The sequence below is a fragment of the Pseudoxanthomonas indica genome, assembly GCF_900167565.1.
GTDB lineage: Bacteria > Pseudomonadota > Gammaproteobacteria > Xanthomonadales > Xanthomonadaceae > Pseudoxanthomonas_A > Pseudoxanthomonas_A indica.
The window spans coordinates 1,869,325-1,895,076 of sequence record NZ_FUZV01000001.1; the positions used below are offsets into that span (position 1 = coordinate 1,869,325).

The following is a 25,752-nucleotide window of genomic DNA, read 5'->3' on the forward strand; positions in this document are numbered from 1 at the left end:
TCCGCCCATGGACATTCATGCCGACAGCCCCGTTTCCGAACTGCAGCCCACCCTGACCCGCCTGCGCGCGGCCTGGCAGGCGCAGCGTCCCGACTACGCCCAGCGCCGCGCCGATCTGCAGCGCCTGCGCGACACGCTCAAGCGCCGGCTCGATGAAATGGCGCGCACCATTGCCGCCGATTTCGGCCACCGTTCACTGCATGAGTCGCGCATTGCCGATGGCATGACCGTACTCAACGAAATCGACCACCTGCTCAAGCATCTGCGCCGCTGGATGAAGCCCCGCCGCGTGGGCGTGGGCTGGCGGGCCTGGCCGGCGCGCGCGGAGATCCGCGCCGAGCCGGTGGGCGTGGTCGGGGTCATCGCTCCCTGGAACTATCCGGTCAATCTGGCGCTGATTCCGCTGGCCACCGCGATAGCTGCCGGCAACCACGTCTACCTCAAGCCCTCGGAACACACCCCGCGCACCACCGAATTCCTGCGCAGCCTGCTGGCCGAAGTCTTCCCCGCGGATCGCGTGGCCGTGGCCAGCGGTGGCGCCGATGTCGCTTCGCTGTTTGCCGGCCTGCCATTCGACCACCTGGTGTTCACCGGCTCGACCGCCGTTGGCCGCAAGGTGATGGCTGCGGCCGCACCCAACCTCACCCCGGTGACGCTGGAACTGGGCGGCAAGTCGCCGGCGCTGGTCTGCGATGACTATCCGATCGAACTGGCGGCCGCACGCCTGGCCACCGGCAAGTGGTTCAACGGCGGCCAGACCTGCATTGCGCCGGACTATGTGCTGGTGTCGGCGCATCGTCGCGACGCACTGGTCGAGGCCTTGCGCCAGCAAGTGCGCGAGCGCTACGGGGACCTGGGCGATGCCACCGACTACACCCGCATCATCAACAACGGCCAGTTCGCGCGGCTCAGCGGTTATCTGGAAGACGCCCGCGAACGCGGCGTGCCGGTGCTGCCGCTGGCCGATGTCCACGACCCCGAACAGCGCCTGTTCGCGCCCACCCTGGTATTGGACCCGGGCGACGACGCGACGGTGATGCGCGACGAGATCTTCGGCCCGATCCTGCCGATCTGCTCGGTGCCGTCGCTGGACGCGGCCATCGATTACGTCAACGCGCACGACCGGCCGCTGGCGCTGTATCCCTTCAGCCACGACAAGGCGACCATCGAGCGCATCCTCGGCCGCACCCTGGCCGGCGGCATCACGGTCAACGACACGGTGCTGCACTTCACCATCAACGACCTGCCGTTCGGCGGCATCGGCCCCAGTGGCATGGGCGCCTATCACGGGCGCGCGGGCTTCGATGCCTTCAGCAAAGCGCTGCCGATCCTCTGGCAGACGCGGCGCGCGGGCAGCGATTTCCTCAAGCCGCCGTATTCGAAGGTGCAGCGCTTCATCGATTTCATCGTGCGCTGAGTGGACGAAAGGGAGCGCGCCGCTGGCCGCTCCCGGCTTCGCCTCGTCTAAGCTATGGGCTCGCTTCACACCCGAGCCGCCATGAAAATCGCCAGCTGGAACGTCAACTCGCTCAACGTGCGCCTGCCGCAGCTGCAACAGTGGCTGCGTGATTTCTCGCCGGATGTGGTGGGGCTGCAGGAAACCAAGCTGGAAGATCACCGCTTTCCGGACACCGCCCTGGCCGAGATGGGCTACCGCAGCGTGTTTGCCGGGCAGAAGACCTACAACGGCGTGGCGATCCTCTCGCGCGAACCGCTTACCGATGTGCAGATGGGCGTGCCCGGCCTCGAGGACGAACAGAAGCGGGTGATCGCCGCCACCGTGGGCGATACGCGCATCGTCAACCTCTACGTGGTCAATGGCCAGGACGTGGGCACCGAGAAGTACGCCTACAAGCTGCGCTGGCTGGATGCCGTGCACGGTTGGCTGGCCGATGAAATGCAGCGCCACCCCAACCTGGTGGTGCTGGGCGATTTCAACATCGCGCCGGACGAGCGCGATGTGTTCGACCCCAAGCGCTGGGGCGATGATCACATCCTGACCTCGGTGGCCGAACGCGATGCGCTGCGGCGCATGCAGGCCTTGGGACTGCACGACGGTTTCCGCCTGCATCACCAGGATGCCGGCCTGTATAGCTGGTGGGATTACCGGATGGGTGGCCTCAGCCGCAACCTGGGCCTGCGCATCGATCTGACCCTGGTCTCCGACGCCCTGCGTGCCCGCGCCGTGGCGGCCGGCATCGATCGCGAGCCGCGCACCTGGGAACGCCCCAGTGATCACACGCCGGTGTGGGTGGACCTGCAGTAACGCCGCGCACGTCTCGCAGCTGGCTGACAAACAAAGGCCCGGCAATGCCGGGCCTTTGTTGCCACGGACCTTGGGTGCGTCACGAATAGCGCACGCGGCCGCAGCGAAACGCGATCATCGTGCCCGTCCACGCGTGAAGAGGTTGACGATCAGCAACAACACCACGGCGCCGATGAAGGCCGTGATGAGGTATCCCAGCCAACCGCCCAGGGCCAGGCCCAGTGCCGGCAACAGCCAGCCACCCAGGAAACCGCCGACGATACCCACCACGATATTGAGGATGATGCCTTGCGAACCATCCCGTCGCATGACCAGGCTGGCCAACCAGCCCGCGATGCCACCGACGATCAGAAAGATCAGAAATTGCATGCCTGCCTCCTGTCCTGCGCCAATGCCATTGAATCCGGACGTCCCGCAATGACACGGGACGAGCGGATTAAGCCGTCTCAACCGTGAAACCGCTGTCAAGTTCCGCCGCCCCGGTGGCATCCTTGGCGACGATGCCCACGCCCATGACCGAATCGCCGCCTGCCGACGCGCCGCGTGATCACTGGCAATTCGACCGTTTCCAGGTGTGGCGGCGCGCGCATGCGCCGCGCCAGCGCGGCGAGCCCGGTGCGCGCGAGGTGCTGGGGCCGGCGCTGGGGCTGGCCGCCGGGCAGGTGCCGATCCAGCGCGATGAGCGCGGCAAGCCGCATCTGGACCCGCCCTATCAGCAGCAACGGGTCAGTTGGAGCCACAGCGGCGCGCTGTTGCTGGTGGCGCTGGGACCGGCGCGCGACCTGGGCGTGGACGTGGAGCAGTACCGCGAACGCCCGCGCATGATGGATATCGCCGCGCGCTTCTTTCATCCCAGCGAGCTGGATTGGCTGCGCGCCCACCCCGAGGCCGAACGCACCGCCGTGTTCGTGCGCCTGTGGTGCGCCAAGGAGGCCGTGCTCAAGGCGCATGGGCAGGGGGTTTCCTTCGGCCTGGAAAAGCTGGTGTTCGGCGAGCGCGAGGGCGGCCTGCAGCTGATCGACTGCGCCGAAGACCTGGGCTCGCCCGGCGAATGGCAATTGCGTGAATGGCAACCGCAAGCCGGCTATCGCGGTGCGTTGGCCTGGCGCGACTGATCGGAATCGCCGGCATCGGCGATACTGTGCGCGATGAATGACACCGCCCTGCCCGCCGATGTGGCGCCCCGCCTGCATGCCGGCCTGCTCGCCCTGGGCCTGGAGGCCGACGCATTGTCGCCGCGCCTGCTCGCCTATCTGGCCTTGCTGCACCGCTGGAACGGCACCTACAACCTGACCGCCGTGCGCGATCCGGGCGAGATGGTGACCCGCCACCTGCTCGATTCGCTGGCCATGCATGCGTTTGTTTGCGACGGCACGCTGGCCGATCTGGGCACCGGCCCGGGCCTGCCCGGCATTCCGCTGGCCATCGCCCATCCCGCGCTGCGGGTGACCCTGGTGGAAAGCAATGGCAAGAAGGCGCGCTTCCTGCGCGAAGCCGTGCGCCAGTTGGGCCTGGACAATGCACGCGTGGCCGAATCGCGCGCCGAAGCCCTGGCCGAACCCGCCGCGTATGACGCGCTGACCGCACGCGCATTGGATACCTTGAGCGGCATCATCGAGGTCGGTGGCCACCTGCTCAAACCCGGCGGCACGCTGCTGGCGATGAAAGCGGTGCGGCTGGACGAAGAGATTGCCGCGCTGCCTGCTGGCTGGAGCGTGGACGCCGTACATCCCCTGCAGGTGCCGGGGCTGGTGGGTGAACGCCATCTGGTGGTGGTGCGCAAGCCGGTAGCCTGAACCTGCGCAAGCCTAAGCGCTTGATCGCGCAGGGTGCGCACCGCCCTGGTGCGCGCCGGTGTCCGGTCCGGCCGGCCCACCGCGTGACCGGATGACGCAATGCCGATTCGCGAAAGCCGGCCCGGCCCCGCATAATCTCCCACCCACTCCTTCCCTGACGAGGCGAGCACCGCATGGCCCGCATCATCGCGATTGCCAACCAGAAAGGCGGCGTCGGCAAGACCACCACGGCCGTCAACCTGGCCGCGGCGCTCGCGCGCGCTCCCCAGCGCGTGCTGCTCGTCGATCTGGACGCCCAGGGCAATGCAACCATGGGCAGCGGCGTGGACAAGCGCGAAGTGGAGAACTCCACCTGCGATGTGCTGCTGCAGGAAGTCGATGCCCGCCAAGCGATCGTGGCCACGCAGGAAAACTTCGACCTGATGCCGGGCAACATCGATCTGACCGCGGCGGAAATCCAGCTGATGGAACTGAACGGTCGCGAGATGCGCCTGAAGGCCGCGCTCGAACCGCTGCGCGGTGACTACGATTTCATCATCATCGATTGCCCGCCGGCGCTGTCGTTGCTGACCCTCAATGCGCTGACCGCCGCCGATTCGGTGCTGGTGCCGATGCAGTGCGAGTACTACGCACTGGAAGGCCTGAGCGCGCTGGTGGAAACCATCGATGCCCTGAAGGCGCGGCTGAACCCGGCGCTGGAAATCGAAGGCGTGCTGCGCACGATGTTCGATGTCCGCAACAACCTGGCCAATGCGGTGTCGGCCGAGCTGACCCAGCACTTTGGCGATCGCGTGTTCCGCACCATCGTGCCGCGCAACGTGCGCCTGGCCGAGGCGCCCAGCCATGGCCAGAGCATCGTCGGCTACGACCGCACCTCGCGCGGTGGCGTGGCCTATCTGGGACTGGCCGGCGAGATCATCCGTCGCCAGGCCGATCGCAGGAAACAGCAGCCGGCGCGGGAGGTGGCTTGATGAGTGCGTCGAAGAAGCGCGGCCTGGGTCGCGGTCTGGAAGCCCTGCTCGGCCCCAAGGCGGCTGAAACCGCGCCGCCGGAAGCGCAACCGGGCGAAGTCCTGCGCACGGTGTCGGTGGACCAGCTGCAGCCGGGCAAGTACCAGCCGCGCATGGCGATGGACCCGGCCAAACTCAGCGAACTGGCCGAGTCGATCAAGGCCCAGGGCGTGATCCAGCCGATCGTGGTGCGTGAGCTGTCGGCGGGCAAATTCGAAATCGTCGCCGGCGAACGCCGCTGGCGCGCCTCGCAGGAAGCCGGACTGGCGCAGGTGCCGGTGGTGGTGCGCGAGCTGGACGATCGCACCGTCATCGCGATGGCGCTGATCGAGAACATCCAGCGCGAAGACCTCAATCCGCTGGAAGAAGCGCAATCGCTGCAGCGCCTGATCAACGAATTCTCGCTGACCCATGCCGAAGCCGCCGAAGCGGTCGGCCGTTCGCGCGCGGCGGTGTCCAACCTGCTGCGCCTGCTGGAACTGCCGCCGGCCATCCGCGCCCTGCTCGAAGCGCGTCGACTGGAAATGGGCCATGCCCGCGCCCTGCTGACGCTGTCGCCGGAGCTGGCCAGCAAGCTGGCGTCCGAAGCCGCCGAGCAGGGCTGGTCGGTGCGCGAAGTCGAACACCGCGCGCAGCAGTTCGCCGCCGGCAAAGTGCCGGTCAATGGCCGCCGCGCCAAGCCGAGCAAGGCCGTGCCGCAGCCGGACATCGCCTCGCTGGAGACCGAACTGTCGGAAAACCTGGGCACCAAGGTCACCATCGCCCATGGCCGCGGCGGCAAGGGCAAGCTGATCATCCAGTACACCGATCTGGACACCTTGGAAGGGGTGCTGGAAAAGTTGCGCGTCCAGCGAAATCAGTAATTCGCGCGGTGCCGGGATGGCGGTCGGAACCGACACCATTCCGACAGATTTTTTAGTACCCTGCGCGCGCCATGACCGCCGCCCAGCCCCAGCTCTCCGTCGTCGTCCCCGTCTTCAATGAGCGCGACAATGTCGCGCCGCTGGTCAACGAGATCACCGCCGCCCTGCGCGGCGTGGTGGATTTCGAAATTGTCTATGTCGATGACCATTCCCGCGACGACACCGCCGCGGTCCTGCAGGCGCTGAAGGCGCAGGTGCCCGAGCTGCGCGTGCTCCACCACGTGCAGCAGAGCGGCCAGAGCACCGCCATCCGCAACGGAGTCAAGGCTGCGCGCGGCGCCTGGATCGCCACCCTCGATGGCGATGGCCAGAATGACCCGGCCGACATTTCCAAGCTGATCGCCGCGCGGGATGGCGGCGGCGTGCAGACCAAGCTCTATGCCGGTTGGCGCGTCAACCGCCAGGACAGCGGCAGCAAGCGCTGGGCCAGCCGCTGGGCCAATGCGATCCGCTCGCGCATGCTGCGCGATGACACCCCCGATACCGGTTGCGGGATCAAGCTGTTCGAGCGCGAGGCCTTCCTGGATCTGCCCTACTTCGATCACATGCACCGCTACCTGCCGGCGTTGATGCAGCGTGCCGGCTGGCAGACCGTCAGCGTGCCGGTCCACCACCGCCACCGCACCGCCGGCGTGTCGAAGTACAACAACCTCAATCGCGCGCTGGTCGGCATCCGCGACCTGCGTGGCGTGGCCTGGCTGATCACCCGCAGCAAACGCACCGCCGTGCGGGAGCTGTAAGTGGAACCGCACTGGCTCAACCAGCCCATCGAAGCACTGTTCTGGACCGGTCTGCACGTCACCGGTTGGAAGCTGATCGGCTACACCGGCGCGCTGATGTTCGGGGGGCGCTGGCTGGTCCAGTTCATCGCCTCGCGCCGCGCCGGCAAGCCGGTGATCCCGCGGCTGTTCTGGTACATGAGCGTGATCGGCAGCCTGATGACCTTGAGCTACTTCCTGTTCTCGGCCAAGCAGGACTCGGTGGGCGTGTTGCAGAACCTGTTTCCTGCGTTCACCGCGCTCTACAGCCTGTACCTGGACATCAAGCACCGCGGCTGGAAGCGCGACAAGGCCGCACACTGACGGCGCGTAGCCGGCAACTTTGCCTGCTTTGCGATTGTGTAACGCGGTGCGCTCGACTTAGCCTTGCCGGCTCATGGCACGCCGTCCCCTCACCCTTGCATCCGCCACCCTGCGCCGTTTCGCGCAGGCGCTGCTGTTGCTGGCGGTGATTTGCCAGCCGGTGATGGCGTCCTTGGGTGATCTGCATGAAGCCGCGCATGGCACCGATCTGCATGCGCCCGCCAGCGACCCGCATGGGGATGCCGGTGCTGATCCCGCCGGCGACGACGCCGAACGCGACAGCCTGTTGCATGCCCTGATGTGCGCCAGTCATTGCTGCGGCCATGCCGTCGCCATGCCTGCCGGCCTGGCCGTGCTGCCCTCCTTCGCCCCTCCGTGCACGACGGCCACGCCTTCGGATTCGGCCAGGCTCGTCACGCGTCCGGGTCATCCGTTCCGGCCGCCCATCGCGGCGTAACCGCAGCCGGCGCAGGCCGGCGCTTCGTCGGCGCGTGCCGGCGATTCTTCCGTGACGCGTCAGTGTCCGGACCTTCCCGCGGATTGAGCGTACGCGCCTGGCGCGTGCGCCGTGTATGGGAGTTTCCCCATGTGGTTGCGAATGACGGCGGTTGCCGTCCTGGCAGCCGTGCCCGGCCTGTGCGCCTGGGCCGGTACGCCTTTGAGCCTGGACGACGCGTTTGCGCGCGTATCCCGGCAACATCCCGCCTTGCAGTTGATCGATGCCGAACGTGAGCAATTGGCTGCCGAAGCCGATGCGGCCGCCTTGCGGCCGGCGATGCAACTTGGCCTGGAGGTGGAGAACGCTTTTGGCCGGGGCGAATTGCAGGGCCTGGACCGCGCTGAAATAACCCTGAGTCTGGCCGGCGTGCTGGAACGCGGCGGCAAGGCGCAGGCCCGGCAGGCACTGGCGGATCAACGCCTGCGTGCGTTGACGTGGCAGGGCCAGGCGCAGCGCCTGGACATGCTGGCCGAAACCGCGCGTCGTTATCTGGCGGTGTGTCTTGCGCAGGAGCAGCTGGCGCTGGCTGGCCAGGACATCGATCAGCGCAAGCGCACGGTGGCCGCCGCGCGCCTGCGCTTCCAGGCCGGTGCGTCGCCCGAGTCGGTCCTGCTGACCGCGCAGGCCGCGCTGGCGCGCGCCGAACTGGAACAGGATCGCCAGCGCCTGCAGTTGCAGGTCGCCCGTCGCCACCTGGCGTTGTTGTGGGGACAGGCCGATGCCGATTTCGATCGCGTCAGCGGCCGGATGCTGGCGTTGCCGGCGATTGCCGACTTCGAGCAGATTGCCGCGCACCTGCGCAATGCACCCGAGTTGGCACAACTGGCGGATCGGCGTCGCATCGCCGAAGCGCGCCTGCAACTGGCACGCAGCGAACGCGCCACCGACGTGTCCTGGCAGTTGGGTGTGCGCCGCTTGCAGGAGAACGGCGACAGCGGCCTGGTCGCCAGCCTGACCGTACCGCTGGGCAGCGCGGCGCGCGCCGCACCCGGCATTCGCGGTGCGCAGGCGGAGCTGGGAATGCTGGAAGTACAGCGCGAGGTGGAAGCCTTCTCGCTGCAGGCCACCCTGGCCGACGCGCACGGCCGCTATCGGATCGCACAAGCGGAAGTGCAGGCGCTGCGCACGCAGGTCTCGCCACGCTTGCAGCAAGCCGAACGCGCCGCCGAGCGCGCCTACCGCGCCGGTGCGCTCAGTTATCTGGAATGGGCGCAGCTGCAGGGCGAATTGGCGGCCGCACGTCGCCAGCAGCATGACGCCGCGTTTGAAGCCCAGCGCGCCCTTATCGAAATCCAGCGCCTGACCGGCCAGTCGTTCGTCCTGGCGGCAGGCGATGCAGGAGACACCCCATGAAGACGTTGTTGACCGTAATCCTCCTGCCCGTCCTGTTGCTGGCGCTGGCCGCCTGCGGCGAGGGCGGCAAGACACCCACCCACGATCACGCGGACGACGACGGCAAAGCGCACGCCGCGGGCGAAGGCGAAGGCGGGCACGAAGAAACGTCCGACGAACACGCCAGTACGCGCATCGCCCGCGCCATCGCCGATCAATCCGGCATCCGCACGGCCGCCGTCGCGGCCGGCGAAATCGCCGACGAGCATGAAGTGCAGGGCCTGCTGACGCCCATTGAAGGCCGTCTGACGCGGGTAGCCGCGCGCTTTGCCGGTCCCGTGCGCAGCATGCAGGCGCGCGTCGGCGATCAGGTGCGCGCCGGCCAGGTGCTGGCGCAGGTGGAAAGCAACCTGAGCCTGTCCACTTACGCGATCCACTCGCCGATCACCGGTGTCGTGCTCAGCCGCGATGCGGCGGCAGGCGATGTAGTGGGCGAAGGCGCAGTGCTGTTCGAGGTCGCGGACCTGTCCTCGCTGTGGGTGGATCTGCATGTGTTTGGCGCCGACGCCAGCCATATCGGCGTGGGCTCGCCGGTGCTGGTCACGCGCCTGGGCGACGGCGTCAGCAGCCAGTCGCGGATCGAACGCATCCTGCCGGCCACCGCCACCGCCAGCCAGAGCACCGTGGCGCGCGCGGTCCTGGCGAACACCGATGGCCTGTGGCGACCGGGGACGGCAGTGCGTGCGCGCATCACCGTGGATCGCGCGCAGGTGGCGTTGGCCATTCCGCTGACGGCGCTGCAGGAAATGGACGGACGCGAGGTGGTGTTCGTGCGTACGGGCGAGGAGTACAGCGCGCGCGCCGTGCAGCTGGGGCGCCGCGATGCGCAGCGCGCCGAAGTGCTGTCGGGCCTGGCGACGGGCGAACAGGTGGTGGTGGAGCAGAGTTACGTGATCAAGGCCGACCTGGAGAAATCCGGCGCCGCGCACGAGCACTGAGGCCGCGACCATGCTCGAGACACTGATTCGTACCGCCATCGCGCGGCGCTGGCTGGTGCTGGCGCTGACCCTGCTGCTGGTCGCCATCGGCGTGGCCAGCTTCCGTCAACTTCCCATCGATGCCACCCCGGACATCACCAATGTCCAGGTGCAGATCAACACTGAAGCCGAAGGCTACTCGCCGCTGGAAGCCGAGCAGCGCGTGACCAATCCGCTGGAAACCGCCCTGGCCGGACTGCCGGGCCTGGATTACACGCGCTCGTTGTCGCGCTATGGCCTGTCGCAGGTCACGGTGGTGTTCAAGGACGGCACCGATCTGTACTTCGCCCGCCAGCAGGTGGCCGAACGCCTGCAAGCGGTGCGTTCGCAACTGCCGCCTGGGCTGGAACCGGCGATGGGCCCGGTCAGCACCGGCATGGGCGAGATTCTGATGTACACGCTCGACGCCGCGCCGGACGCACGCAAAGCGGACGGCACGCGCTGGACCGCCACCGATCTGCGCGGCCTGCAGGATTGGGTAATCCGACCACAGCTGCGCAACGTGCCCGGCGTCACCGAGGTCAACACGCTCGGTGGTTACGCCCGGCAGATCCACGTCACCCCGGATCCGGCGCGGCTGGTGTCGCTGGGTCTGACCCTGCAGGACTTGGTGGATGCCCTGGAAAGCAACAACCGCAACCTCGGCGCCGGCTACCTGGAGCGCAATGGCCAGCAATGGCTGGTGCGGGTACCGGGCCAGGTGGCCGACAGCGCCGCGATCGCCGGGATCGTCTTGGCGCGACGCGAAGGCGTGCCGATCACGATCGGCGACGTGGCCCAGGTGGGTGATGGCGCCGAGCTTCGCAATGGCGCGGCGACCCAGGACGGGCACGAAGTGGTGATGGGCACGGTGTTCATGCTCAAGGGCGCCAACAGCCGCGAGGTGGCAGAGGCGGCTGCGCGGCGTCTGGCCGAAGCAGGCAAGGGCCTGCCGGCCGGCATCACCGCCACGCCGGTGTACGACCGCACCGTGCTGGTCGATCGCACCATCCGCACCGTCGCCAAGAACCTGATCGAGGGCGCGCTGCTGGTGGTGCTGGTGTTGTTCCTGTTGCTGGGCAATGTGCGCGCGGCGGTGATCACGGCGGCGGTGATTCCGCTGTCGATGCTGTTCACCGTGACCGGCATGGCCCGCGGCGGCGTGTCGGGCAATCTGATGAGCCTGGGTGCGCTCGACTTCGGTCTGATCGTCGATGGCGCGGTGATCATCATCGAGAACTGCCTGCGCCGCTTTGCCGAACTGCAGCGTCAGCATGGCCGCGTGCTCAGTGATGAGGAACGCCGCGAGGTGGCCGCCAGCGCCACCGCCGAAGTGATTCGCCCCAGTTTGTTCGGCCTGGGCATCATCACCGCGGTGTATCTGCCGATCTTCGCGCTCACCGGGGTGGAAGGAAAAATGTTCCACCCGATGGCCATCACGGTAGTGCTGGCGCTGACCGGCGCGATGCTGCTGTCGCTGAGTTTCGTACCGGCGGCGGTGGCCATGTTCCTGCGTGGCGAGGTGCGCGAACACGACACGCCGGTGATGCGCTGGTCGCGCAGGGTCTATACCCCCGTGCTGGCCTGGACCTTGCGCTGGCGGCGGGCCGTGTTCGCGGCCACGGCCGTGCTGGTGCTGTTGTGCACGGCCCTGGCCACGCGCCTGGGCAGCGAGTTCGTCCCCAGCCTGGACGAAGGCGACATCGCCCTGCACGCGATGCGCATCCCCGGCACCAGCCTGAGCCAGGCACTGCACATGCAGGCGACGCTGGAAGCGCGTCTGCGCCAGTTCCCGGAAGTGCAGCGGGTGTTTGGCAAGCTGGGCACCGCCGAAGTCGCCACCGATCCGATGCCGCCTTCGGTGGCCGACACCTTCGTCATGCTCAAGCCGCGCACGGCATGGCCGGACCCGCGCAAACCCAAGGCGCAACTGGTGGCCGAGATGCAGGCCGCCGTGGCGCTGCTGCCGGGCAATGCCTACGAGTTCACCCAACCGATCCAGATGCGCATGAACGAGTTGATCTCCGGCGTGCGTGCCGACGTTGCCATCAAGGTGCAGGGCGATGACCTGGACACCCTGCTGCGACTGGCGCGCCAGGTGGAGTCGGTGGCCAGGCAGGTGCCGGGCGCCGCCGATGTCAGTCTGGAAGCCACTACCGGATTGCCGGTTCTGAGCATCGTCCCCGACCGCCAGGCGCTGGCCCGCTACGGCTTGAATGCCGGCGATGTGCAGGACACCGTCAGCGCGGCGGTGGGCGGCGCGGTGGCGGGGACGCTGTTCGAAGGTGATCGTCGCTACGACATCGTCGTGCGCCTGCCCGAAGCCTTGCGCCAGGATCCGGCCGCGCTGCTGGATCTGCCCATCCCCCTGCGCGCGGTCGACGCGCCGGACGAAGCCAGCCGTGCCGCCACCTGGCTGGCCGAAGCGCGCACGGTGCCGCTGCGCGAGGTGGCGCAGATCCGGCGGGCGCTGGGCCCCAACCAGATCAATCGCGAGGACGGCAAGCGCCGCGTGGTGGTCACGGCCAATGTGCGCGGGCGCGATCTGGGCGGCTTTGTCGGCGAGCTGCGCCAGCGCCTGGACGCGCAGGTGACCCTGCCCACCGGCTACTGGCTGGCCTACGGCGGCAGCTTCGAGCAGTTGATCTCGGCCAGCCAGCGGCTGGCGGTGGTGGTGCCGTTGACCCTGACGCTGATTGCCGCCCTGCTCTATTGGGCCTTCGGCTCGGCGCGCGACGCGGCCATCGTGTTCAGCGGCGTGCCGCTGGCGCTGACCGGGGGCGTGCTGGCCCTGGCCGTGCGCGGCATCCCCCTGTCGATCTCGGCGGGGGTGGGCTTCATCGCCCTGTCCGGCGTGGCGGTGCTGAACGGGCTGGTGATGATCAGCTTCATCCGGCGCCTGCGCCTGGATGGCATGTCGCTGGACCAGGCCGTGGTCGAAGGCGCCCTGGGCCGGCTGCGGCCGGTGCTGATGACCGCGCTGGTGGCCTCGCTGGGCTTCCTGCCGATGGCCCTCAACGTCGGTGCCGGCTCGGAAGTCCAGCGCCCCCTGGCCACGGTGGTAATCGGCGGCATTGTCTCCTCGACCCTGCTGACCCTGTGCCTGCTGCCGGCCTTGTACCGGGCCTGGCACGGATGGACCCGGGATAGGCGCCCTCCGACGTCGATTGCCTGAACATCCGCAGCCCGTCTCGTTTGCCTGGGCGTTACCAAGTTGGTAACGTCCGCCGCAGGTTGCGCTGACGGGTGCAAGCGCCCGACCGCCGCGAGCAGCGGCCTCCACCTTGAGTGGGGATAGCCAAGAGTTTCCCGGTACACGAAGCCCCCGTTGATAGCGGGGGCTTCGCTTTTTCTAGATCACAGGCTGCAACAGATTCCGGAACTTCTCCGGCTTGCCGCCGGGGCGGAATCCGCGACGCGCATGCGCGCTGAGAATCATCAGGTTGGCGTCCCATTCCACTGCCGGTGAGGCAGTGCGGAGGGCGAAGAAGATGGCGTACTCGTCACCGTTTTCCAGTTGCGCCGGGCAGAACAGCACATGGTTCCTGCGATCCGTGGCAAAGCAGTTCCGTTCCAACAGGCCGGCCACGATGGCAGGCAATGCTCTTCCCAGCTCGGCGCGTTCTGGCGAGAACAACCTGCCTGACGGGTTACGGCAGTAGACCTGACTTGGCCTGATCGTCTCGCCGGGCTCGGGGGTCCGGGTGAAGCAATGCATGCTGTAGCTGGCCCTGACCCGGACGTGCCGGACCTTTGGACGAGACGTGGTCGGCGGCAAGGTGAACGAATGTATCCGCGCGTGGAACTGCGACAGCGGATGGACTTGGCCATCGCACGCGAGGTAGGGGGACCACTTGGCCATTGCCTCCGCCTGGCTGCGCGCCCAGGGAAGAGGCACTTGCTGTCCGGGCCACCCTAACGACCATCACGAGGGACATTTCGACGGGTTCGTGAACGCCATCGCCACCCTAAGTGCTTGCGGCGCAAGGGAAAGGCCGGCATAATGCGCGGCTCGCTGTGTCCGGTCTGACCGGATTTGCGGCCGGAAGCGCGATTCCGGCTTGGGGTTACGGCGAGGTTTTGACTGTATCGCGTGGCGTTGGCCTGTTGGCCGCGCCTGGCCGCCGCCTCCCTGGCCAAGGGAAGCAACAACTACCTTCGAGGTGCGTAATGTCCCGCGTATGCCAAGTGACCGGCAAGCGTGTGCAGACGGGTAACAACGTCTCCCACGCCAACAACAAGACCCGTCGTCGTTTCCTGCCCAACCTGCATGAGCGTCGTTTCTGGGTTGCCAGCGAAAACCGCTGGATCAAGCTGAAAGTTTCCGCGCATGCACTGCGCACCATCGACAAGAACGGCATCGACTCCGTTCTGGCCGAGCTGCGCGCCCGCGGCGAAAAGGTCTGAGGAGTAATCAACCATGGCATCCAAGCGCGACAAGATCCGTCTGATTTCCTCGGCCAACACCGGCCATTTCTACACGACGGACAAGAACAAGAAGAACACCCCGGGCAAGATGGAAATCAAGAAGTACGACCCGGTCGTGCGCAAGCACGTGATCTACAAGGAAGGCAAGATCAAGTAAGCCGAGCGGCGCCAGGCGCCCCTTCGACTTCGAACTGAAGAAACCCGCCGCAAGGCGGGTTTCTTTTTGCCTGCACGTTTTGCCAGAATCGAGCGGTCTCTCTCCGACGGGGCGCGCATGGACTGGTCCGCTGGCACCGCCTTCCTGATCGTCGACTGGCTGATCCGCCTGGCCGCGTTGTTGTGGATACCCAGCCGCACCTCGCCGGCCGCCGCACGCAGCTGGATGTTGCTGGTCGGCTTCGTGCCGCTGTTCGGCCTGCCGGCTTACCTGTTGCTGGGCCATCCGTGGTTGTCGCGCCAGCGCATCGAGCGGCAGGCGCGCGCCAACCAGGTCATCCGCGAAGAACAGCAACCCCTGCGCGCGCTGCGCTGGCAGCCCGATGGCGGAGTGGCGGCGGAAATGGCGCCGCTGGTGGAAACCCAGGGTGCGTTCATGCCGGTGCACGGCAACGCGGTCCATCTGTGGGGCGAATACGACGCCTCGCTCGAGGCCCTGATCGGCGCCATCGACAGCGCGCAATCGCGCGTGCACCTGCTCTACTACCTGATGTTCGATGACCCCGTGGGGGACAGCATCGCCGCTGCGCTCGCGCGTGCCGCGCAACGCGGGGTGACCTGCCGGTTGTTGCTGGATGCGGTTGGCGCCAAGCGCGGCCTGCGCCGCTATCGGCGTTCGCTGATGCAGGCGGGCGTGCAGGTGCACGAACTGCTGCCGGGTGGCCTGCGCTGGCGACGCAGTGGCCGCATGGACCTGCGCAACCACCGCAAGATCGCCGTCATCGACGGACAGATCGGATTCGTCGGTTCGCAGAACCTGGCCAGCGCCGATTTCATTGCCGGCTATCCCAACCGCGAACTGGTGGCACAGGTGCGCGGCCCCGTCGTTTCGCATCTGGATGCGGTGTTCGCCAGCGACTGGTACATCGAAACGGGCGAGCGCCTGCATGTGGAGAACGAGCAGCCGACCTGCGCCGATGATGTGCCCGCGCAGTTGCTGCCCAGCGGCCCGGCGTATCCGTTCGAGAATGCGCGCGATGCGGTCAACGCGCTGATCCATCTGGCCAAGCGACGGATCGTGCTGGCCACCCCCTACTTCGTTCCCGATGACGCCACCCTCAGCGCCTTGCGGATTGCCGCCCTGTCCGGCGTGCAGGTGCAGTTGATCCTGTCGGCACGCAACAACCAGCGCCTGACCGCATGGGCGCAGGAGTCCTACTACGCCGAGCTGCTTGCGTGCGGCGTGGATATCGCCCTGTACGAACCGCGCTTCCTGCACGCCAAGCATTTGAGCGTGGATGAGGACGTGGTGCTGGTCGGCTCCATCAATCTGGACATCCGCTCATTCGCCTTGAATGCCGAGATTGGCCTGCTGTGCTACGACGCGCGCCTGGTAGCCGAGTTGCGTGCACTGGAAGCGGAGTATTTGCGCCAGTCACGCCACGTGTCGGCGCAGGAGTGGGCGCGACGACCTGCCTGGCGCCGCAGTCGCGACGGCATTGCGCGCCTGGCCGACTCGTTGATGTAAGCAGAAGTGAAAATTTTGTTTGCGTTTGAATACACCTGCACATGCCGAACCAGCATGAGGCCGCGTAGTCCAATCGACTAGAATGCCGGCATGACCAGCGCCAACGCGGGCCTCGCCCATGACATCGCCATCGTCGGGGGAGGAGCCGCCGGCGTGCTCGTGGCCATTCAATTGCTGCGCCAGGCGCGCAAGCCGTTGCGCATTGCCTTGCTGGAGCCGCAGCCGGTGCTTGCCCAGGGCGTGGCCTATGCCACGCCTTATCCCGAGCACGTCTTGAACGTGCCCGCGCAGAAGATGAGCGCGCTGCCGGATCAACCGGACGACTTTCTCGATTTTGTCGCCGCTGACGATGCGGACGAACGCGCCCGGCTTGCACCGGCGTTCCTGGAACGTCGCCGCTATGGCGACTATCTGCGCGCCCGCCTGGCCGAGGCCATGGTGACCAGCACCGCGACGCTGGAACACGTGCAACAGTCGGTGGTCACGCTGCACAGGCACGCCGGCCGGCTGCATCTGGGTCTGCAGGATGGCAGCTCCCTGGAGTGCGCGCGCGTGGTGCTGGCGGTGGGCAACCGCCCACGTCCGCTGCCGGCGCGTGGTGCATCGTCGCTGGCGCCGGGCGCACTGACCGGGGCGTGGGATTTCGAGGCCGTGCGCGCCATTCCGCAGGATGCCAGCCTGTGCATCGTGGGGTCCGGTCTGAGCATGGTCGATGCCGTGCTGAGTTTCGTCGCCACCGGGCATCGTGGCCGCATCCAAGTGTTGTCACGCCACGGCTGGTGGCCGCAGCCGCATGCCGCCGCGGCCAAGCTGGACTTCGACGCGGGCCAGCTGATGTCGCTGGGCCTGCGGGCGCGGTTGCGCGTGTTGCGCCGGGCCGCACGCAAGGCGATGGCCGCCGGTCAGCCCTGGCAGGCGTTGATGGAAACGCTGCGACCGCACGGTCAGGCCCTGTGGGCGAGCTTGTCCGCGGCCGATCAACGTCGCTTCCTGCGGCACCTGGTGCGCCTGTGGGACGTGCATCGTCATCGCATCGCCAGCGACGTGCATGCGCGCATGCAGACGTTGATCGACAGTGGCCAGCTGCGCGTGCATCGCGGCCGCCTGGATGCGGTGATGCAATCCGGCCGTTGCGTGCGCGTGGCGGCGGTGACCCGTGCCGGCAAGGAATTGCACTTCGACGTTGATCATGTGATCAACGCCACCGGTGTGGAATTGCGCGTGCCGACCATGCGCAATGCCCTGCTCACCCAGATGCTCGGCGATGGCTTGCTGCAGCCGGGCCCGCATGGCATCGGCGTGGCCACCGTCGGCGATGGCCAGGTCCTGGACGCACACGGGCAGGTGCAGGACGACGTGGTCGCGCTGGGCAGCCTGCGCGTGGGCGATCTGTGGGAAAGCACCGCCATACCGGAATTGCGCGGCCAGGCCGAGCACGCCGCCCGCGTCCTGCTGGCGTAGCGGTCACCTTGCCCATTGACAGCTGCCGCACGGGCGGCGACTTTGCCCCCTGCAGCTGCCCACCCAGGCGGCGATTCCCCGGGACAGGCGCGTGATTTCCAGCTGGATCCTGCTGTTGGTCTCCGTCGCCTACGCGGCCCTGCTGTTTGGCGTGGCGTGGTGGGGTGATCGGCGGCCGATGTACCCGGACCGGCCGTGGCTGCGGCCGGTGGTCTACAGCCTGGCGTTGGCAGTGTATTGCTCGTCGTGGACGTTCTACGGCGCAGTCGGCAGCGCGGTGCGCAACGGCGTGGGGTATCTGCCGATCTACCTGGGTCCGCTGCTGCTGCTGCTGTTCGGCTGGCGCATCATCGAACGGCTGGCACTGATCGCGCGCAGCGAGAACACGGTCTCCATCGCCGACTTCATTTCTTCGCGCTATGGCCGCTCGCGGCACCTGGCCGCACTGGTCACGGTCATCGCCTTGATCGGCGTGGTGCCTTACCTGGCCCTGCAGTACAAGGCGGTGGCGATGAGCCTGAGCGTGCTGACCGGCCAGGCCGGCGGTTCCAGCCATGGCTTCTTTTCCGATCCGGCACTGTACGTGGCCTTGCTGATGGCCTTGTTTGCCGCGCTGTTCGGCACGCGCCAGGTGGACGCTACCGAACACCACCACGGCATGATGTTGGCCATCGCGCTGGAGTCGATGGTGAAGCTGGTGGCGATGATCGCCATCGGCCTGTTTGCCTACCTCTGGTTGGGTCATCGCGACATCGACGTGACCGAGTCGGCGCGCACCCTGTTCGAGAATGCGCCGCCGGTGGGCTTCATCGCGCAGTCGCTGCTGGGGTTCCTGGCCATCGTCTGCCTGCCGCGCCAGTTCCATGTGGCGGTGGTGGAATGCAGCGACGTGGGCGATATCCGCAAGGCACGCTGGTTGTTTGGCGCTTACCTGGTGTTGTTCTCGGTGATGGTCATCCCGGTCGCCGCCGCCGGCGTGGCGGCGTTCGGATCCGGCAGCAACGTGGCCGACGACAGTTACGTGCTGGCCCTGCCGCTCTCCGACGGCAGCAAGGCGCTGGCGCTGATTGCCTACGTGGGTGGCTTCTCCGCTGCCACCGGCATGGTGATCGTGGCGAGCATCGCGCTGGCGACGATGGTCAGCAACGACCTGGTGATGCCGGTGCTGCTTCGCCGCGGCTGGGCCGAGCATCACGCCGAGGCCGACGTGGCCTCGCGGGTGTTGTGGATACGCCGGCTGGCGATCCTGCTGCTGGCCCTGACCGCCTACTCGTATTACCGCGGCAGCAGCAATGACAGCACGCTGGCCTCGTATGGGCTGATGGCGTTCGCGGCGGTGGCGCAGTTCGCGCCCGGGCTGATTGGCGGCCTGTACTGGCGCGGCGCCAGCCGACGCGGCGTGGAAGCCGGCATGCTGCTGGGCTTCGGCACGTGGATCTACACCCTGCTGCTGCCGACGATGACGCAGGCGGGCTGGTTCCATCCGGATTGGGTGGCGACCGGTCCCTTTGGCATTGCCTGGTTGCGACCGCACCAGCTGTTCGGCCTGAGCGGCTGGGATGCGCTCACGCATGGCACCTTCTGGTCGCTGCTGATCAACACCGGCGCGATGATGGTGGTTTCGGCACGCTGGCGACCGGGCGTGGATGATCGCTTGCGCGCGGCCCCGTTCCTGGATCCCTACGCGCAACGGCCGGCGCTGGCCGCGGGTGAATGGCCGGGCAGCGTGCGGGTCGGCGATCTGCAGACGCTGGCCGAGCGGGTAGTCGGCGAGCGCCATGCGCGGCGCGCCTTTGCCGAGCAGGCGCAATCACTGGGCCGCGAAGTACAACCCCAGGTCACCGCGGATCGCGCCTGGGTGCAGTTCACCGAACGCCTGCTGGCCGCGGCGATCGGCGCGGCCTCCGCACGCATCGTGCTGACCAGCGTGCTGCGTGGCTCGGGCATGGAGCTGGGCGAAGTGGTGGCGGTGCTGGATCAGGCCGGCCAGGAACTGCGCTTCAATCGCGAGATCCTTTCCACCACGCTGGAGAACATCGCCGCCGGCGTGAGCGTGGTCGACCCGGAGATGCGCCTGGTGGCCTGGAACCGCAGCTACCAGGTGATGTTCGGCTACCCCGACGGCATGTTGTACGTGGGTCGCCCGGTGGCCGATCTGATCCGCTACAACGCCGAGAAGGGCGAACTGGGCGAAGGCGATGTCGATGTGCAGATTGGCCGGCGCATCGCCTACATGCGCGCCGGCTCACCGCATGTGTTCGAGCGCGTGCTGAGCGACGGCCAGATCATCGAGATGCGCGGCCAGGCGTTGCCCGGTGGCGGCTATGTCACCAGTTACAACGACATCACCGACTTCAAGCGTGCCGAGCAGGCGTTGCGCGAAGCCAACGAGAACCTGGAGCAGCGCGTGGCCGAGCGCAGCCAGGCGGCCGAGGCGGCGCAGCAATCCAAGACGCGCTTCCTCGCCGCGATCAGCCATGACGTATTGCAGCCGTTGAACGCGGCGCGCCTGTTCGCCTCGGCCTTGCGCGACGGCGAGCACGACGAATCCCAGCGGCATCTGGCCGAGCGCGTGGATGCCTCGTTGCGCGCCGCCGAAGAACTGCTCGATGGCCTGCTCGATGTTTCGCGCCTGGACGCTGGCGGCCTACGCGTGGAGATCGCGGACTTCGACGCCGGCGAACTGCTGCGCGAGCTGGCGGCCCAGTACGCCCCCATCGCGGCCGGGCGCGGCCTGGATCTGCGCGTGCATGCGCCACGGTTGGCGGTGCGCACCGATCGCCGGCTGCTGCGGCGCGTGCTGCAGAACTTCCTCGCCAACGCACTGCGCTATACCCGTCAGGGTCGCATCGTGATCGGCCTGCGGCCACGCGGTGACAAGGTCTCGCTGCAGGTGTGGGACAGCGGCCCGGGCATTCCGGAAAACCACATGCGCCAGATCTACGAGGAATTCCATCGCTACCAGCAGCCCTTCGACTGGGGCGAGCGCGGGCTGGGCCTGGGCCTGTCGATCTGCCAGCGCATCTCGCGGTTGCTCGGCCATCACCTGGATGCACGCAGCGTGGTGGATCGCGGCAGCATGTTCTCGATCGTGGTGCCGCGTGCCGCCACCGCCACGTTGCGTGCACCGGCGACACGGCGCGCCCCGGCGCTTGACTCGCTTTCCGGCCTGACCGTGCTGTGCGTGGACAATGATCACGAGATCCTGGAAGGCATGCGCGCGCTCCTCGGCCGCTGGCAGGTGCAGGTGTTGACCGCGCTGACCGTGGATGAGGCGCTGCGACAGGTCGTGCAGGCGCCGACGGTGATGCTGGTCGACTACCACCTGCATGATCGCCTGGACGGGCTGGATACCCTGGACGCGCTGCGTGCCGCTTGTCCGGGGCCGATTGCCGGCGCCCTGCTCACCGCCGACGGCCGCGACGAACTCAAGCAACGCGCGCGCGATCGCGGCTACCGGTTGCTGACAAAGCCTGTCAAGCCGGCCTCGCTACGCGCCTTCCTGGCCGCGCACTACGACAGCCGCCAGCGTCAGGACGCCTGAGGCCGGGCGGGCCGCAACTGCAGGCGCGCACAGGTACCGCCGCCCGGCGCGGGTTCGATGTCCAGGCGCCAGCCCAGGTGATCGCACAGGCGCGCGATCAGATCCAGGCCGATGCCGCCGCCATCGCGACCTTCGCCGCGCGCGAGCCGGGCATACAACTGGCTGATCTCTTCCGGGCTCATGCCATGCCCCGGATCGATGATGGTGACGGTGGCGTCCGGATCAAGTCGCACGCTGACGGTACCGCTGTCGCTGTTTTCGATGGCGTTGCGCAACAGGTTGCCAATCGCCGCCTGGACGATGCTGATCGGCGCCACCACGGTCACCGCGGGCGGCGGCTCGAGCTGCACATCCAGATGCTTGCCCAGGCCAAGGTGGCGATGGTCGTCGAGGATTTCCGGCAGCAGCTCATCCAGCGCCACGTTGTCGCTGACCGCGGCCAGTCGTTGCGGATCCTTGGCCAGCACCAGCAGCAGCGAGATCAACTGTTCGATCTGGCGGGTACTGCGCAGCACGCGCTGGATCTGTTCGCGCGCCAGCGGCGGCAAGCCCTCCTGCTGGACCGCCAACTGCGCTGCGCCGCCGATGACCGCGATCGGTGTGCGTAGTTCGTGGCTGGCGCTGTTGATGAAGGCGCGCTCGCGCTCGACGAAGCGATCGCTGCGGCGCAGGTAGTCATTGAACGCATCGGCGATCACCTGCAGCTCGGCGCTCGCCTCATCGGCCACGTTGAGTTGCTGGCTGGCCTGCTCCGGTCGCAGGCGCACGATGTCGCCGGCCAGGGTGCTCAAGGGCCGGATCGCGCGCCCCAGCGCCCATGCCAGCAGCAGCCCCAGCAGCAGCACGGCGGTGAACATGCCGGCGACTATGCCGCTGCTGATGGCCAGTTCCAGGCCCTCGAACTCGGTGATGTCCAGGGCAATCGCGACGCGGCCGTCGGGCTGATCCTGGACCATCACCACGCGCAGCTTGCCTTCCACCCATTGGTCGTCATGCAGGCCCGGACCCAGCGCGCGCAGTACTTTGGGCGGCGGCGGTGAATCGTCCCACCGGTACAGGTGCATGTCGTCGGTATCGGTCCACTCGTAATCGGGATCCGCGGCGCGACGCTCCTGGTAGTGGTGCAGTTCGGCGCGCAGGAGTGACTCCCACACCATGCGCTCGGCTTCCTCGTTCACCACCAGGCCGCCGATGAAGATGGCAACGGACAGCAGCGACACGTAGATCAGCAGCCAACCGAGGATGCGCCGCCGCAGTCCGTGCCTAGTGGCCATCGGTCAGTCCTTGTGCGTCGGTGCTGGCCACGGCCAAACGGTAGCCCACGCGTGGCAGGGTCTGGATCAGCTTGAGCGGGAAAGGTCCATCGACGCTGCGGCGCAGTTCGTAGATATGCGAGCGCAGCATGTCGCCGTCCGGTGGCGAATCGCCCCACAGCGCGAACTCCAGGCGATCACGCGTCACCGCGGCGGGGCTGGCCTGCATCAACACTTCCAGCAACTTGCGGCAGGCCGGATACAGATGCAGCGGTTCGCCGGCGCGACTGACTTCCAGCGTGCTCAGGTCCAGGCGCAGATCGGCCACTTCCAGGATCCGGTTGCGGCTGCGGCCACCGGTGCGTGCGAGCACGGCTTCCAGCCGCACTTCCAGCTCGGGCAGCTCGAAGGGTTTGGTCAGGTAGTCGTCGGCGCCGGCGCGGAAGCCGGCAATCTTGTCGGGCAGTTCATCGCGCGCGGTCAGCATGATCACGGGCACGTCGCACTCGTGGATCTGGCGCAGGCGCTGCAGTACTTCACGGCCGTCCATGCGCGGCAGCATCCAGTCCAGGATCACCGCGTCGTAGGCCTGGCTGCTGGCCAGGTGCAGGCCGGTCACGCCATCCGGTGCGGCATCGAGCGTATGGCCGCGCGCTTCGAAGTAGTCGAAGAGGTTGGCCACCAGGCTGCGGTTGTCTTCGATCACGAGCAGGCGCATGGGGACTCGGGGATGGCGTGGTGGGACCGCGCAAGGCGGTACGGCAACGGAATCCAATGCCGGGCTAGCCGGGCAGGATGCTACGACAAACGTCGTGAATCTGTCGGAAGAACATCGCCGCATCGAAGGCGGGTGATGGGTTCCTGAAGGCGGGCCAACAGGTCAGTTAAGCCTTCGTTTGTTTCAGACGATTCCGACTCGCCTCCGACAAGCGCGCTCGAAGAATTCCCGGCACTCAGTCAATCGCTGCACCCATCCGGCACGCCATGTCGCTCCTTGCCCACGTTTCCCTCCCCGCCGATGTCCGCCCGTCGAGGCCACCGTCGCAGCCGCCTGTGTCATTCCTGTTGCGCCATCTGGGCGTACCCGGGCTGGGCCTGGTCGTGATCTTTTTCATCCTGTCGCCGATGCATGGCGACTTCTGGTGGGCTGACCACATTTACGCCTGGGGAGGCCACGCCTGGGCCTGGCAACACAGCTGGCTGACCCAATCCCTCCTGCACGAGGGCGGCCGCAAGCTGTCTGCCCTGGCTTGGCTCGTCGTGGCCGGCCTGGGCCTGAGCAGCTGGCTGCGCTCTGCGTGGTCGCCCTGGCGGCGCCCCCTGCTGTACCTGTTGCTGGCCACGGCCGCGACGACCTTGCTGGTGGGCGCGCTCAAGCGTTTCACCGATATGGACTGCCCGTGGGACTTGCTGCGCTATGGCGGCGCTCGTCCCTTCGTCAGCCTCTGGCAGCTGCGACCCGACAGCCTGCCCGCGGCGGCCTGCTTTCCGGCCGGGCATGCCGGTGGTGGCTATAGTTGGGTTGCGCTGTACTTCTTTTTCCGCGCGACCCGCCCGGAGTGGCGCTGGCGTGGCCTGGGCGTGGGGCTGGGACTGGGCTTGCTGTTCGGCATGGCGCAGCAATGGCGTGGTGCGCACTTCGCTTCGCATGACGTGGCCACGCTGGCCATCGCCTGGTTTGTCAGCAGCGGCTTGTTCGTGGCATTGCGGGTGACTGATCGCGTGCCGGTCAGTGAAGTGACGTCCAGCGCCTCCTTGCCCCAGTTGGCGGAGGCGCAGTCATGAGCGCTTCGCCCCTGTCTACCGGATTGCGTCGCAATGCACGCTCGGCCGCCAATGCGTGGTGGCTGCGCCGACCGGTCATCGCCAGCGAGACCCTGTTGCTGGCAGTGAGCGTGTACTTCACTCTGTTCGCCAATGGCTCGTTCTGGCGCAACGTCATCGTCGCGCCGGTCGCGCAGTGGCGTCTGGCCGCGGCCTTGTTTGTCGCCATCACCGCCGTGCATGCACTGCTGTTGGGGCTGTTCCTGCATCGGCGTTATGCACGCCCGGTGCTCGCGCTGCTGATCCTGGTCACCGCCTTCGCCACCTATTACATGAGCAGCTACGGCGTGTACCTGGACGCGGACATGCTGCGCAACGTGCTGAACACCGACAGCAAGGAATCGAGCGAACTGCTCGGCTGGGGTCTGTTGTTTCCGTTGCTGTTCGCCGCGTTGCCCATCGCGCTGCTGTGGCGGGTGGAATTGCGCCAACGCGGATGGAAACGCGCCACCTGGGTTCGCGTGGCTTTCCTGGGTGCCATGGCGCTGGCCACCGCCCTGGCGGCGCTGGCGAGCTTCCAGGATCTGTCTTCGCTGGTGCGCAATCGCCGCGAAGTGCGCTACCTGGTCACGCCGGCCAACTATCTGGTCTCACTCACGCGCGTGCTGACCGCCTCGCCGCCGGGCCAGAAGGCGGCGCGCATCGTGATTGGCGAAGACGCCAAACTCGCGCCGGCGGCGATGGGACGCAAGCCGCGCCTGCTGGTCATCGTGGTGGGTGAGACCGCGCGCGCCGCCAACTGGGGCCTGAGCGGCTACGCACGCCAGACCACCCCCGAGCTGGCCAAGCTCGATGTCGTCAACTTCGCCAACGTCACCGCCTGCGGCAGCAGCACGGAAGTCTCGCTGCCGTGCATGTTCTCGCCGTTCGGACGGCACGACTATGACCAGCAGAACATCCGCAGCCACCAGTCGCTGCTGCACGTGCTGGAACGCGCGGGCATCCACACGCTGTGGCGTGACAACCAGTCCGGCTGCAAGGGGGTCTGCGAAGGCCTGGCCGTGCAGACCATGGATGACACGCCGGACCCGGCGCTCTGCAGCGACACCCGCTGCCTGGACGAGATCCTGTTGAAGGACTGGCGCAAGGCGGTGGGTGCGCAGTCGGGCGACCAAGTCGTGCTGCTGCACATGCTGGGCAATCACGGCCCGAACTACTTCGATCGTTATCCCGCCACGTTCCGTCGCTTCCTTCCCGAGTGTCGTTCCAACGAACTGGGGCAGTGCGAGCGCCCGTCGATCGTCAATGCCTACGACAACGCCCTGCTCTACACGGACCATGTGCTGGCCAGCACGATTGCCGAGCTGGGCGCGGACAGCGCGCGTGACACCGCGCTGATCTATGTTTCCGATCACGGCGAGTCACTGGGCGAGAAGGGCTTGTTCCTGCATGGCGTGCCCTACGCCATCGCGCCCAGCGAGCAGACCCATGTGCCGATGGTGATGTGGTTCTCGCCGGGCTTTGCCGCCAGCACCTCACTGGATGTGGCCTGCCTGCGCGCCGAAGCCAAGGCGCCGGCCAGCCATGACAATCTGTTCCCGTCGGTGCTGGGTCTGATGGATGTGCAGACCCGCCTCTACGACCACGACCGCGATCTGTTCGCGCGTTGTCGCCGCCGCGCCGGCTGACTCGCT

Annotated in this window: 23 protein-coding genes; 19 read left to right on the forward strand and 4 right to left on the reverse strand. The window is 67.4% G+C overall.

Annotated features, from left to right (window positions below; translation table 11 throughout):
* Positions 1-7 precede the first annotated feature (7 nt).
* On the forward strand, positions 8-1,417 hold the full coding sequence (locus B5X78_RS08665) for a coniferyl aldehyde dehydrogenase (RefSeq protein WP_079724002.1): 1,410 nt from the start codon (positions 8-10) through the stop codon (positions 1,415-1,417).
* Positions 1,418-1,498: 81 nt separating this feature from the next.
* A complete protein-coding gene (gene xth / locus B5X78_RS08670) occupies positions 1,499-2,266 on the forward strand; it encodes an exodeoxyribonuclease III (protein WP_079724003.1) in 768 nt (255 codons plus the stop codon).
* Between the two features lie 114 nt (positions 2,267-2,380).
* Here xth and B5X78_RS08675 read toward each other — a convergent pair whose 3' ends face one another.
* Positions 2,381-2,635, reverse strand: a complete 255-nt coding sequence (locus B5X78_RS08675) for a GlsB/YeaQ/YmgE family stress response membrane protein (protein WP_079724004.1) — start codon at positions 2,633-2,635, stop codon at positions 2,381-2,383.
* A 143-nt stretch (positions 2,636-2,778) separates the two neighbouring features.
* Here B5X78_RS08675 and B5X78_RS08680 point away from each other — a divergent pair, with 143 nt between their 5' ends.
* From B5X78_RS08680 to B5X78_RS08725, 10 genes are all read left to right on the forward strand, one after another.
* Positions 2,779-3,381, forward strand: a complete 603-nt coding sequence (locus tag B5X78_RS08680) for a 4'-phosphopantetheinyl transferase family protein (RefSeq protein ID WP_079724005.1) — start codon at positions 2,779-2,781, stop codon at positions 3,379-3,381.
* A 33-nt stretch (positions 3,382-3,414) separates the two neighbouring features.
* Positions 3,415-4,062, forward strand: a complete 648-nt coding sequence (rsmG, locus tag B5X78_RS08685; protein ID WP_079724006.1) for a 16S rRNA (guanine(527)-N(7))-methyltransferase RsmG — start codon at positions 3,415-3,417, stop codon at positions 4,060-4,062.
* 173 nt (positions 4,063-4,235) lie between these two features.
* Complete coding sequence (locus B5X78_RS08690; protein ID WP_079724007.1) at positions 4,236-5,033, forward strand: ParA family protein; 798 nt, start codon at positions 4,236-4,238, stop codon at positions 5,031-5,033.
* Positions 5,033-5,935, forward strand: coding sequence for a ParB/RepB/Spo0J family partition protein (locus tag B5X78_RS08695; protein WP_079724008.1), 903 nt, complete (start codon positions 5,033-5,035; stop codon positions 5,933-5,935). Before B5X78_RS08690 ends, B5X78_RS08695 begins: the two co-directional genes overlap by 1 nt.
* 71 nt (positions 5,936-6,006) lie before the next feature.
* A complete protein-coding gene (locus B5X78_RS08700; RefSeq protein ID WP_079724009.1) occupies positions 6,007-6,735 on the forward strand; it encodes a glycosyltransferase family 2 protein in 729 nt (242 codons plus the stop codon).
* Positions 6,736-7,077, forward strand: coding sequence for a lipid-A-disaccharide synthase N-terminal domain-containing protein (locus B5X78_RS08705; protein ID WP_079724010.1), 342 nt, complete (start codon positions 6,736-6,738; stop codon positions 7,075-7,077).
* A gap of 73 nt (positions 7,078-7,150) precedes the next feature.
* The gene (locus tag B5X78_RS08710) at positions 7,151-7,534 is read left to right on the forward strand and encodes a hypothetical protein (protein WP_079724011.1); all 384 of its coding nucleotides are present in this window, start codon (positions 7,151-7,153) and stop codon (positions 7,532-7,534) included.
* A 129-nt stretch (positions 7,535-7,663) separates the two neighbouring features.
* Positions 7,664-8,929, forward strand: a complete 1,266-nt coding sequence (locus B5X78_RS08715) for a TolC family protein (RefSeq protein ID WP_079724012.1) — start codon at positions 7,664-7,666, stop codon at positions 8,927-8,929.
* Positions 8,926-9,906: an efflux RND transporter periplasmic adaptor subunit gene (locus B5X78_RS08720; protein ID WP_079724013.1), complete on the forward strand. Its 981-nt coding sequence runs from the start codon at positions 8,926-8,928 to the stop codon at positions 9,904-9,906. Before B5X78_RS08715 ends, B5X78_RS08720 begins: the two co-directional genes overlap by 4 nt.
* 10 nt (positions 9,907-9,916) lie before the next feature.
* On the forward strand, positions 9,917-13,099 hold the full coding sequence (locus B5X78_RS08725; RefSeq protein WP_079724014.1) for an efflux RND transporter permease subunit: 3,183 nt from the start codon (positions 9,917-9,919) through the stop codon (positions 13,097-13,099).
* A gap of 177 nt (positions 13,100-13,276) precedes the next feature.
* Here B5X78_RS08725 and B5X78_RS18415 read toward each other — a convergent pair whose 3' ends face one another.
* Complete coding sequence (locus B5X78_RS18415; RefSeq protein ID WP_139381470.1) at positions 13,277-13,786, reverse strand: hypothetical protein; 510 nt, start codon at positions 13,784-13,786, stop codon at positions 13,277-13,279.
* Positions 13,787-14,094: 308 nt separating this feature from the next.
* Between B5X78_RS18415 and rpmB the strand changes: the two genes are divergently transcribed.
* The 5 genes from rpmB (at position 14,095) to B5X78_RS08755 (ending at position 21,041) form a co-directional block, all read left to right on the forward strand.
* Positions 14,095-14,331, forward strand: a complete 237-nt coding sequence (rpmB, locus tag B5X78_RS08735) for a 50S ribosomal protein L28 (RefSeq protein ID WP_056881579.1) — start codon at positions 14,095-14,097, stop codon at positions 14,329-14,331.
* A 13-nt stretch (positions 14,332-14,344) separates the two neighbouring features.
* Positions 14,345-14,509, forward strand: a complete 165-nt coding sequence (gene rpmG / locus B5X78_RS08740; RefSeq protein WP_027070918.1) for a 50S ribosomal protein L33 — start codon at positions 14,345-14,347, stop codon at positions 14,507-14,509.
* A 117-nt stretch (positions 14,510-14,626) separates the two neighbouring features.
* Entirely contained in the window at positions 14,627-16,036 is a 1,410-nt protein-coding gene (gene cls, locus B5X78_RS08745; protein WP_079724016.1) for a cardiolipin synthase, read from the forward strand.
* Positions 16,037-16,126: 90 nt separating this feature from the next.
* A complete protein-coding gene (locus tag B5X78_RS08750) occupies positions 16,127-17,497 on the forward strand; it encodes an FAD/NAD(P)-binding protein (protein WP_079724017.1) in 1,371 nt (456 codons plus the stop codon).
* A gap of 91 nt (positions 17,498-17,588) precedes the next feature.
* The gene (locus tag B5X78_RS08755; protein WP_079724018.1) at positions 17,589-21,041 is read left to right on the forward strand and encodes a hybrid sensor histidine kinase/response regulator; all 3,453 of its coding nucleotides are present in this window, start codon (positions 17,589-17,591) and stop codon (positions 21,039-21,041) included.
* On the opposite strand, the gene B5X78_RS08760 is transcribed toward B5X78_RS08755, so the two are convergent.
* Positions 21,029-22,315: a sensor histidine kinase gene (locus B5X78_RS08760; protein ID WP_079724019.1), complete on the reverse strand. Its 1,287-nt coding sequence runs from the start codon at positions 22,313-22,315 to the stop codon at positions 21,029-21,031. The two genes, B5X78_RS08755 and B5X78_RS08760, sit on opposite strands and share 13 nt — an antisense overlap.
* Positions 22,305-23,012 carry a response regulator transcription factor gene (locus tag B5X78_RS08765; protein ID WP_079724020.1) on the reverse strand — a complete coding sequence of 236 codons (708 nt, stop codon included), beginning with the start codon at positions 23,010-23,012 and terminating at the stop codon, positions 22,305-22,307. The genes B5X78_RS08760 and B5X78_RS08765 overlap by 11 nt, the downstream gene beginning before the upstream one ends.
* 335 nt (positions 23,013-23,347) lie before the next feature.
* On the opposite strand from B5X78_RS08765, the gene B5X78_RS08770 reads away from it, so the two are divergent.
* Positions 23,348-24,079 (forward strand): phosphatase PAP2 family protein, encoded by a 732-nt coding sequence (locus tag B5X78_RS08770; protein ID WP_176140808.1) that lies wholly within the window; start codon positions 23,348-23,350, stop codon positions 24,077-24,079.
* On the forward strand, positions 24,076-25,746 hold the full coding sequence (locus B5X78_RS08775; protein ID WP_079724022.1) for a phosphoethanolamine transferase: 1,671 nt from the start codon (positions 24,076-24,078) through the stop codon (positions 25,744-25,746). Before B5X78_RS08770 ends, B5X78_RS08775 begins: the two co-directional genes overlap by 4 nt.
* Positions 25,747-25,752: the final 6 nt, after the last annotated feature.